The organism is Spirillospora sp. NPDC049652, assembly GCF_040675125.1.
Classification (GTDB): Bacteria; Actinomycetota; Actinomycetes; order Streptosporangiales; family Streptosporangiaceae; genus Spirillospora.
In genome coordinates this window covers 1-9,989 of sequence record NZ_JBFAOF010000182.1, presented here as the reverse complement: position 1 = coordinate 9,989, position 9,989 = coordinate 1, and the positions used below count along the sequence as shown (strand labels likewise).

10 protein-coding genes, 1 tRNA gene and 1 pseudogene are annotated in these 9,989 nt (G+C 71.6%); 9 read left to right on the top strand and 3 right to left on the bottom strand.

Going from position 1 to position 9,989, the window contains the following annotated elements:
- Positions 1-385, bottom strand: a 385-nt coding sequence (locus AB0J52_RS14895) for a MarR family winged helix-turn-helix transcriptional regulator (RefSeq protein ID WP_500182132.1), incomplete at its 3' end; no start/stop codon positions are given.
- A 75-nt stretch (positions 386-460) separates the two neighbouring features.
- On the opposite strand from AB0J52_RS14895, the gene AB0J52_RS14890 reads away from it, so the two are divergent.
- Positions 461-1,291, top strand: coding sequence for a trans-aconitate 2-methyltransferase (locus tag AB0J52_RS14890; RefSeq protein WP_500182131.1), 831 nt, complete (start codon positions 461-463; stop codon positions 1,289-1,291).
- 100 nt (positions 1,292-1,391) lie between these two features.
- Complete coding sequence (locus AB0J52_RS14885) at positions 1,392-1,754, top strand: VOC family protein (RefSeq protein ID WP_500182130.1); 363 nt, start codon at positions 1,392-1,394, stop codon at positions 1,752-1,754.
- A 111-nt stretch (positions 1,755-1,865) separates the two neighbouring features.
- On the opposite strand, the gene AB0J52_RS14880 is transcribed toward AB0J52_RS14885, so the two are convergent.
- On the bottom strand, positions 1,866-2,693 hold the full coding sequence (locus AB0J52_RS14880; RefSeq protein WP_500182129.1) for a TetR/AcrR family transcriptional regulator: 828 nt from the start codon (positions 2,691-2,693) through the stop codon (positions 1,866-1,868).
- Between the two features lie 17 nt (positions 2,694-2,710).
- The gene (locus tag AB0J52_RS14875) at positions 2,711-3,715 is read right to left on the bottom strand and encodes an acyl-CoA desaturase (protein ID WP_500182128.1); all 1,005 of its coding nucleotides are present in this window, start codon (positions 3,713-3,715) and stop codon (positions 2,711-2,713) included.
- 236 nt (positions 3,716-3,951) lie between these two features.
- On the opposite strand from AB0J52_RS14875, the gene AB0J52_RS14870 reads away from it, so the two are divergent.
- The 7 genes and pseudogenes from AB0J52_RS14870 to AB0J52_RS14840 form a co-directional block, all read left to right on the top strand.
- Entirely contained in the window at positions 3,952-4,836 is an 885-nt protein-coding gene (locus AB0J52_RS14870) for an ADP-ribosylglycohydrolase family protein (protein WP_500182127.1), read from the top strand.
- 73 nt (positions 4,837-4,909) lie between these two features.
- A tRNA-Gln gene (locus AB0J52_RS14865) sits at positions 4,910-4,981 on the top strand.
- 179 nt (positions 4,982-5,160) lie between these two features.
- Entirely contained in the window at positions 5,161-6,642 is a 1,482-nt protein-coding gene (gene glmU / locus AB0J52_RS14860) for a bifunctional UDP-N-acetylglucosamine diphosphorylase/glucosamine-1-phosphate N-acetyltransferase GlmU (RefSeq protein WP_500182126.1), read from the top strand.
- Between the two features lie 34 nt (positions 6,643-6,676).
- On the top strand, positions 6,677-7,657 hold the full coding sequence (locus AB0J52_RS14855) for a ribose-phosphate diphosphokinase (protein WP_500182125.1): 981 nt from the start codon (positions 6,677-6,679) through the stop codon (positions 7,655-7,657).
- A 383-nt stretch (positions 7,658-8,040) separates the two neighbouring features.
- Positions 8,041-8,691, top strand: a complete 651-nt coding sequence (locus AB0J52_RS14850; RefSeq protein ID WP_500182124.1) for a 50S ribosomal protein L25/general stress protein Ctc — start codon at positions 8,041-8,043, stop codon at positions 8,689-8,691.
- Between the two features lie 97 nt (positions 8,692-8,788).
- On the top strand, positions 8,789-9,367 hold the full coding sequence (gene pth / locus AB0J52_RS14845) for an aminoacyl-tRNA hydrolase (protein WP_500182123.1): 579 nt from the start codon (positions 8,789-8,791) through the stop codon (positions 9,365-9,367).
- 124 nt (positions 9,368-9,491) lie between these two features.
- Positions 9,492-9,989: pseudogene (locus AB0J52_RS14840) on the top strand (sugar transferase); the annotation flags it as partial.

Here is a 9,989-nt window from a genome sequence, read left to right as displayed (position 1 = left end):
CGGCGAAGGCGGTGTCGACGCGGGTGCGGCCGGCGTCGGTGAGGCGGACCAGGACGCCGCGCTTGTCGGCCGGGTCGGGATGGCGTTCGACCAGCCCGGCGGCCGTGAGCCGGTCGATGCGGTTGGTCATGGTGCCCGAGGTGACCAGGGTGGCGCGCAGCAGGCGGCCGGGGGACAGCTCGTAGGGCGCCCCCGCCCGCCGCAGGGCGGTGAGGACGTCGAACTCCCAGGACTCCAGGTCCTGTTCGGCGAACACGGCGCGGCGGGCCCGGTCCAGGTGGCGGGCGAGGCGGGAGACCCGGCTCAGGACCAGCAGGGGGGAGACGTCGAGGTCCGGGCGCTCGGTGTGCCAGGCCTCGACGAGCCGATCGACCTCGTCGTGCATGAGGTCACCCTACCTGTCTTGATATCGAGATGACTTTCTTGACATCAAGATAGGGCCGGGGCATCATCTCTCTTGATGTCGAGAGAAACGCAGCGCCCGCCCGCAGCCGCCCCGCGCCCGCCCGCGGCCGTCTGGGACCCCGAGCAGTACGGGGCCTTCGGCGGCGAACGCGGCCGGCCGTTCTTCGAGCTCGTCGCGCGCACCGGGCTGGAGCGCCCGGGGTACGTGGTCGACCTCGGCTGCGGTTCGGGCGAGCTGACGGCCTCGCTCGCGGCGCGCTGGCCGGACGCCGAGATCGACGGGTACGACAGTTCCCTGGAGATGGTCCAGGCCGCCCGCGCCCACGAGATCCCCGGACGGCTCCGCTTCGGCGTGTGGGAGGTCGAGGACTGGCGTCCGGAGCGCCCGGTCGACCTGATCGTCGCCAACGCCGTGCTGCACTGGGTCCCCGGGCACGTGGACCTGTTCCCGCGCTGGCTGGACGCGCTGGCGGACGGCGGCGTGCTCGCCTTCCAGGTGCCCGGCAACTTCGACGCCCCGAGCCACACGCTGCTGCGCGAGCTGTGCGAGTCGCCGCGCTGGCGCGGCCGGCTCGGCGGCGTCGTCCGGCCCGACCCCGTCCTCGAACCGGCGGGCTACCTCGACGTCCTCACCCGGCTCGGCTGCCGCGTGGACGCCTGGGAGACGACCTACGCGCAGGTGCTCCAGGGCGACGACCCGGTGCTGGAGTGGGTGAAGGGGACGGCGCTGCGGCCCGTCCTGACCGCGCTGAGCCCGTCCGACGCCCGCGAGTTCACCGGCGTGTACCGGGAGCGCCTCCGCGAGGCGTACCCCCGGACGTCCTACGGAACGGTGTTCCCGTTCCGGCGCGTCTTCGTGGTCGCCACGAAACGCTCCGACCCCTAGAGCAGGATGCCGTCCGCCGGACGGGGGAAGCGATTCCGTTCCCCTGCGGTGCCTCACCCCGTGCGGCGGACGGCATCCCATACCTTCTTAGGAGAAGCCCTTGACCATCAAGGGTTACCACCATGTCCAGATCGCGGCGCCCGCCGGGACGGAGGACGCCATGCGGGCCTTCTACTCCGGGCTGCTGGGTTTCACCGAGGTCCCGAAGCCGGCGGAACTGGCGAAGCGGGGCGGCGCCTGGTTCCGCGGCCCCGGCCTCGAACTGCACGTGGGCATCGACCCCGGCTTCACCCCGCCGAAGAAAGCCCATCCCGCCTTCCTCGTGGACGACCTGGACGCCCTCGCCGAGCGGCTCCGCGCGGCCGGCCACGAGGTGACGCCGGACGACCTGTTCCCCGGCTACCTGCGCTTCTACGCCGCCGACCCGGTGGGCAACCGGCTGGAGTTCCTCGAGCCCGCCTGACGGCCGCACCGGACGCATCACGAGCGAAGGGCGGCTCCCGCGCGGTGACGCGGGAGCCGCCCTTCACTCGTGGTACCCGGCCGGACGCGCCGCAGCGGGCCCGGTGAGGTCTCAGTAGGTGGCGATCTCCGTGGTGTCGCGGACGATCTCGTCCTCGCCCAGGAGCCCGCCCTCGTCCGCCTCGTCGTCGCGGTGGACCTTGCGCTGGACCTTCTCGGCCTTCGCGGCGGCCTTCGCCTCCGCCTTCTCGGCCTTGGCGGCGGCCTTCTCCCGCTGCCGCTCCATCCGCTCCAGCTCCTTGCGGCGCCGCTTCGGATCGACGTGCGGGCGGGGTTCCAGGCCGGACAGGCCGTTCCAGGCGAGGTTGACGATGTGGGCGGCGACCTCCTCGCGGCCGGGCTTGCGCACGTCCAGCCACCACTGGCCGGTCAGCGCGACCATCCCGACGAGCGACTGCGCGTACATGGGCGCGGCCTTGTCGTCGTAGCCGTGGCGCTTGAACTCCTGCGCGAGGATGTGCTCGACCTCGCCGGCGATCTCGCTCAGCAGGCTCGCGTAGGAGCCGGTGCCGGTGCCGCCGTGGGAGTCCCGCACCAGGATGCGGAAGCCGTCGGGGTGCTCCTCGATGTAGGCCAGCAGCCCGAGGGCGGCCTTCTCCAGCTTGGTGCGGTAGTGGGCCGCCGAGTTCAGGGCCTCGGTCACCACCGAGAGCAGCCGCTCGAACTCGCGGTCCACGACGACCGCGTAGAGGCCCTCCTTGCCGCCGAAGTGCTCGTAGACCACCGGCTTGGAGACCCCCGCGGCACTGGCGATCTCCTCCACCGAGGTGCCGTCCAGCCCCCGTTCGGCGAACAGGGTCCGGCCGATGGTGAGGAGCTGCTCGCGTCGTTCCTTGCCGGTCATGCGCTTCCTGCGCGACCTTGGGGCGGGTTCAGTCACGTCGTCAATTGTGACGGTCACGCGGCCTTCTCGCCGCCCGGGGCGGCGGCCGCGACCGGTTCCGTGGCAGCCGGGGCGCCCACGCGCTTGGCGGCGAGGCGGTCGGCGTTGGGCCAGCGGACGTTGGTCGCCCAGCCCAGCTTCTCGAACGCCCAGATGAACCGGGCGCTGATGTCGATCTGGCCCTTGAGGACGCCGTGCCGGGCGCAGGTCGGGTCGGAGTGGTGCAGGTTGTGCCACGACTCGCCGAGCGACGGGATGGCCAGCCACCACACGTTGCGGGACTTGTCGCGCGACTCGAAGTGCTCGGCGCCGAAGGTGTGGCAGATCGAGTTGATCGACCAGGTCACGTGGTGGACGAGGGTGACCCGGACGAGCCCGGCCCAGAAGAACGCGGTGAGCGCGCCCATCCAGGACCAGGTGATCAGCCCGCCGAGGATGCCGGGCAGGATGAGGGTCACCGCGACCAGGCCCGGGAACCAGCGGTGCAGGGTCGCGATGTCGCGGTCCTTCAGCAGGTCGGGGGCGTAGCGGCGCTTGTTGGTCCGGTTGCCGTCGAACAGCCAGCCGTAGTGCGCCCAGCCGAGGCCCTTCGCGAGGGCCTTCCAGTCCGAGCCGAACCGCCACGGCGAGTGCGGGTCGAGTTCCATGTCGGAGTGCTTGTGGTGCCGCCGGTGGTCGGCGACCCAGGTGATGACCGGGCCCTCCATCGCGAGGCTGCCGGCCAGCGCCAGGAAGATCTTCAGGCCGCGGTTGGCCTTGAACGACCCGTGCGTGAAGTACCGGTGGTAGCCGACGGTGATCCCGCCCGCGGTGAGCACGTAGAAGATCGCGGTCAGGACGACGTCCGTCCAGCCGAGGAAGGTGCCCCACAGCATCGGTACCGCCGCGAAGAGCGCGAGGAACGGGACGCCGGTGAACACCGCGACCAGGACCTTCTCGGCGGTTCCCTGGGGCTCGGCGTCGAACTCGGGTTGTGCCTTACGTCGCTCCGTTGCGTCGACAACGGGGGCTGCAGTCATACCTCACCACTTCTTCCTGCTTCGCGGGCGCGTACTTACGTCACCGTAACCTACGCTCCCGTAAGTAAACATCGCTCGAAGGTAAAATTGCCCACTGCGCCCGAATCTCGCGTTACGGTCACCATGCGGTTACCCTCGCTCTCCCTTCCCGGTCGGAACCCGTTCACCCTTCCGGGAGGAAGCGGCGACGGGCCCGCGCTCATGGCTGGCTGTACCCACGCCTGGACGGAGCTCGCATGGCACCTCTCACCCGCGCCCTCGCGTCCCTGGACGGACTCTCGGCCGGAGACGCCTTCGGCGACCGGTTCCTCGAACTCGCCCACCGCGGCCTCGCGGCCGAACGCGACCTGCCGCCCGCGCCCTGGGCCTGGTCGGACGACACCGAGATGGCCTGCACGGTCGTCGACGTCCTCGCCCGGCACGACCGGATCGAGCAGGACGACCTCGCCGCCCGGTTCGCCGAGCGCATGGACGCCGCCCGCGGGTACGGCGCCGGGGCGGCCGAACTGCTCGGCCGGGTCCGGTCCGGCCACGACTGGCGCGTCGCGGCGTGCGACTCCTTCGCCGGCAAGGGCTCGTACGGCAACGGCGCGGCGATGCGCGTCGCCCCGCTCGGCGCGTACTTCGCGGACGACCCCGACCGCGCCGCCCAGGAGGCCGAGCTGTCAGCCGAGGTCACGCACGTCCACCCGGAGGGCGTCGCGGGCGCGGTGGCGGTGGCGGTCGCGGCGGCCCACGTGGCCCAGGCCGGCGACCCCGCGCCGCGCGATGTGATCGAGATCGCCCTCGACCACACGCCCGGCTCGGGGGAGTACGTCCGGCGCGGGCTGCGCCGCGCGCTGGACCTGCTGCCCCGGACCGGCGCGCGGGCGTTCAAGGAGGCCGCGCACGAGCTGGGGAACGGCTCGCGGATCTCCGCGCAGGACACCGTCCCGTTCTGCCTGTGGGTTGTCGCCACCCACCTGGGCGAATACGAGCGGGCCGTCCGGGTGTGCGCGGCGGCGGGCGGCGACACCGACACCACCGCGGCCATCGTGGGCGGGATCCTCGGCGTCCGGGCGGCCCCGCCGGCCGCCTGGCTGGAGGCCCGGGAGCCCCTGCCGGACTGGCTCGGTGCCTGAAAAGGGGTACCGGAGGCGGGGGTCGGCTTCGGTATCCTTGGCCTGATCGGCGGGGAGTCGCCCCGCCGGGCGTTCCGGCGTGGTGTAACTGGCAGCACAAGGGTTTTTGGTGCCCTTAGACAAGGTTCGAATCCTTGCGCCGGAGCTGCGTGGCTTCCTCCCGCCTCGGGTGCTGGCTGACAGATCCGGTCCGGACGGTATCCTTCGGGGTGTCGGGTGCGCTCTGACCTGCCCCGCCGTCCGCCGGACACCGGTGGGCGGCAGGTGAACGACCGCAGGCGCGTGCCCCGTCACCACCCGTCCGCGATGCCGAGGAGCCTCCTAGTGAGTGCCAGCCGCCCGGCTGCCGTCATCGTCCTCGCCGCAGGTGAGGGCTCCCGGATGAAGTCCCGTACCTCCAAGGTCCTGCACGAGCTGTGCGGGCGCTCCATGCTCGGCCACGTCCTGGCCGCCGCGGACGCCCTCGCGCCCGAGCGGACGCTGGTGGTCGTCGGCCACCGGCGCGAGCAGGTCGTCGAGCACCTGAAGCAGGCCGCCCCGCACGCCGTGCCGGTCGTCCAGGAGCGCCAGGGCGGCACCGGCCACGCCGTCCGCACCGCGCTGGAGCAGACCGGCGAGCTGCGCGGGACCGTGGTCGTCACCAACGGGGACCATCCGCTCCTGCGCGGCGAGACCCTCGCCGAGCTCGTGCGCACGCACGAGGACGAGGGCAACGCCGTGACCGTCCTGACCACCGAGATGCCCGACGCCACCGGCTACGGCCGGATCCTGCGGGAGCCGGACGGCGCGGTCACCGGGATCGTCGAGCACAAGGACGCGACCGCCGCCCAGCGCGAGGTCCGCGAGATCAACGTCGGCATGTACGCCTTCGACGGCGCGCTGCTCGACGGCGCCCTGAAGCGGGTCAGCACCGACAACGCCAGCGGCGAGGAGTACCTCACCGACGTCGTCGCGATCCTGCGCGGGGACGGCCACCGCGCCGGCGCCCACCTCGTCCCGGACTGGGTGGAGACGCAGGGCGTGAACGACCGGGTCCAGCTCGCCCAGGCCCGCCGCCAGCTCAACGACCGCCTCCTGGAGACGCTCATGCGCGCGGGGGTGACCGTCGTCGACCCCGCGTCCGTCTGGGTGGACGTCCAGGTCACCGCCGAGCCGGACGCGGTCCTGCACCCCCACACCCAGCTCCACGGGGCCACCCACCTCGCCGCCGGAGCCGAGGTCGGCCCGGGCTGCACGCTCACCGACACGACCGTCGGCGAGGACGCCCGCGTGGTCAACGCCGTCTGCGTCGGGGCCGAGATCGGCCCCGAGGCCAGCGTCGGCCCGTACGCCTACCTGCGCCCCGGCACCCGGCTCGACCGCAAGGCCAAGGCCGGGACGTACGTCGAGATGAAGAACTCGCACGTCGGCGAGGGCGCGAAGGTCCCGCACCTCACCTACGCCGGGGACGCCGAGATCGGCCCCGCCGCCAACATCGGCGCGGGCACGATCTTCGCCAACTACGACGGCGTCACCAAGTCCCGCACCGTGATCGGCACCCGCGCGTTCGTCGGCAGCAACACCGTGCTGATCGCGCCGGTCGAGGTCGGCGACGGGGCGACCACCGCCGCCGGGTCGGCGATCACCAACGACGTGCCGCACGGCGCCATCGCCGTCGCCCGCGGGCGGCAGCGCAACATCGACGGGTGGGTCGAGCGCAGGCGCGCCGGCACCCCGTACGCCGAGGCGGCGCGGCGGGCCCGCGAGAACGCGGGCCCGGAGCGCGAAGAGATCCCGGAGCGGGACGAGAGCAAGGCCGGCGAGTGAGCGGCGCAACGAACTCTGAGGGGGAGTCGTCCAAGTGAGTGGGATCCAGACCAGCGGCCAGAAGAAGCTGATGCTCTTCACCGGCCGCGCCCACCCGGAACTGGCCAAAGAGGTCGCGGCGAACCTCGACGTCGAGCTGACGCCGACCTCCGCCTACGACTTCGCCAACGGCGAGACCTTCGTCCGGTTCCTGGAGTCGGTCCGCGGCAGCGACGCGTTCGTGATCCAGAGCCACACCGCGCCGATCAACCAGTGGATCATGGAGCAGCTGATCATGGTGGACGCGCTCAAGCGCGCCTCCGCCAAGCGGATCACCGTGGTCGCGCCGTTCTTCGGCTACGCCCGGCAGGACAAGAAGCACCGCGGCCGCGAGCCGATCTCGGCCCGGCTGATGGCGGACCTGTTCAAGACCGCGGGCGCGGACCGGCTGATCACCGTGGACCTGCACACCGCGCAGATCCAGGGCTTCTTCGACGGCCCGGTCGACCACCTGTTCGCGCTGGACCTGCTGGCCGACCACTTCGAGGACAAGCTCGACCTGTCCCAGGTCACCGTGGTCGCGCCGGACGCCGGCCGGGTCCGGGTCACCGAGCGCTGGTCGGACCGGCTCGGCGGCGTGCCGATGGCGATCATCCACAAGAAGCGCGACCCGGACGTGGCCAACGAGGTCAAGGTGTTCGACGTGGTCGGCAACGTCGCGGGCCGCACCTGCGTGGTCGTCGACGACATGATCGACACCGCCGGGACGATCGTGAAGGCCGCCGACGCGCTGTTCGAGAACGGCGCGACCAAGGTCGTCGTCGCCGCCACCCACGGCGTGCTGTCCGGCCCGGCCGTGGACCGGCTGAAGAACTCGAAGATCTCCGAGGTGGTGCTGACCAACACGCTGCCGATCCCGGAGGACAAGCAGTTCGACAAGCTGACCGTCCTGTCGATCGCCCCGCTGGTCGCCCGCGCGATCCACGAGGTGTTCTCCGACGGCTCGGTGACCAGCCTGTTCGGCGGCCACAGCTAGCCGGCGCCGGCTTTCGAGCGCCCGGTCCGCGTCGTGGACCGGGCGCTCGCGCGTTCCTGACACAATTACGCTGGTTCGAGCCGATTCGAGCTGGTTTGTTCCAGGCCGGAGGTCCCGGAGGCCGAGGCGATGCCCGCCCCTGGGCGGCGGGCTTTGGACTTAGGCGTTCCGGCCATCGGCTAGACTCTGTGAATCCGCGTATGCCCCCGGGTCGGTTCAGTGCGGCCCTGGCAGTGGAACCTGAGCAGGTTCCGCACTCCCCGGAGGAACGCGAAACGAGTCTTCGAGGCGCACGACGCATCGAGCAACGCCTGATTCGCACTGTCCGTAGCGGACGACCGTGCCGGTCGGCCGTGGATCGCAACAAACGAGGAGTTTTCGCCGTGTCCGAGGTACGCATCGCCGCCGAGCCGCGCACCGAGTTCGGTAAGGGTGCCGCGCGGCGCACCCGCCGGGCCGGCAAGGTGCCCGCCGTCCTCTACGGCCACGGCACCGACCCCGTGCACATCGCGCTGCCGGGCCACGAGCTCATGCTCGCGCTCAAGACCCCGAACGTGCTGCTGACGATCGACATCCCCGGCAAGGGCGCCGAGCTGGCCCTGCCGAAGGACGTCCAGCGCGACCCGATCAAGGGCTTCCTGGAGCACGTTGACCTGCTCGCGGTGAAGCGCGGCGAGAAGGTCAACGTCGAGATCCCGGTGAACGTCGTCGGCGACGTCGTCTCCGGTGGCGTCGTGGCGCAGGAGACCGTGCAGCTGTCGGTCGAGGCCGAGGCCACCCACATCCCCGAGGCCGTGGACGTCGACATCGCCGGCCTCGAGGTCGGCACCCAGGTGCACGCCTCCGAGGTGAAGCTCCCGGCCGGCGTCACCCTGGTCACCGACGCCGAGACGATGATCCTGCAGATCAACGACGCGTCCGCGTCCGCCGGCGACACCGAGGGCGAGGCCCCCGAGGCCGCCGAGGGCGAGGTCCCGACCGAGGCTGAGGCCGCCGAGGCCGGCGAGGCCGAGGCCGAGGCCGCCGCCGAGTGACGACCGGTCCGGTCTGACGCTCGTTCAGCAGTTGTGAGCACGGCCCCTTCCAGTGCGTCCGCACCGGAAGGGGCCGTGCCCTTTTCTCCGAGGAACCGTGGTGAGCACTGATCTGTGGCTGGTCGTCGGGCTGGGCAACCCCGGGCCGTCCTACGCCGGCAACCGGCACAACGCCGGGTTCATGGTGCTGGACGTCCTGGGCGGACGCGTCGGCGGGAAGTTCAAGTCGCACAAGGCGCGCGCCGACGTCCTGGAAGGACGGCTCGCGGGCGTGCGCGTCGTCCTGGCCAAGCCGCGCTCGTACATGAACGAGTCCGGCGGCCCGGTGAAGGCGCTGCGCGACTTCTACAAGGTTCCTGTCGAGCGGACCATCGTCGTGCACGACGAGCTCGACATCCCGTACGGCGCGATCCGCCTCAAGAAGGGCGGCGGCGACAACGGGCACAACGGGCTGCGGTCCATCACCAAGTCCCTGGGCGACCGGGAGTACCTCCGGGTCCGCTTCGGCGTGGGCCGTCCGCCCGGCAGGATGGACGCCGCGGACTTCGTCCTCAAGGACTTCTCCCCGACCGAGCGCAAGGAGCTCGACCTCAACGCCGAGCGCGCCGGCGACGCGGTGGAGGCGATGCTCACCGACGGGTTGGACGCGGCTCAGAACGTCTTCCACGCTTCGTGACGGCCCGTAAGATGCATCACAGCGATGGTGCATGTGGGCGCATGTGAACCTCGTGTGGCATTCGGCCGTCATCGGGATGTGAACCCCGTTCCGGGGAAGGTGTGGCAAGGACGGTGGTGTCGGCATGGCCGTGATGGACGGGCTTCGAACCTCGGAAGCCGAGTCCCCCGGCGCGGCCCAGGCGCGGTCGGAGGTCCAGCAGTGGACCCGGGCGTACCAGCGGGCCGCGGTGGCGCTGGACGCGCTGGCCATGCTGGCGGGCGCCGGCGTCGCGTTCGCGGTGCGCTTCCCCGGACTCCCGGATGAGGACGACGTCCCCTACCTCGCGTTCACCGTCGTGCTGCCGATGTTCTGGCTGGTCACGCTCGCGCTGTGCCGCGCGTACCGGCCGCGCTACACCGGCGTCGGGTACGAGGAGTTCCATCGCGTGCTGCGGGCGGGGTTCCTGCTCGTCGCGGCGGTCGCGATGCTGTCCTACGCCTTCAAGATCGAGATCGCCCGCGGGTACGTCGCGGTCGCGCTGCCGCTCGGCGTCTTCCTCTGCCTGGTCGCGCGGTTCCGGCTGCGCAAGCGGCTGCACAAGCGGCGCTGGAAGGGCCAGTGCATGCGCCGCGTGGTCGCC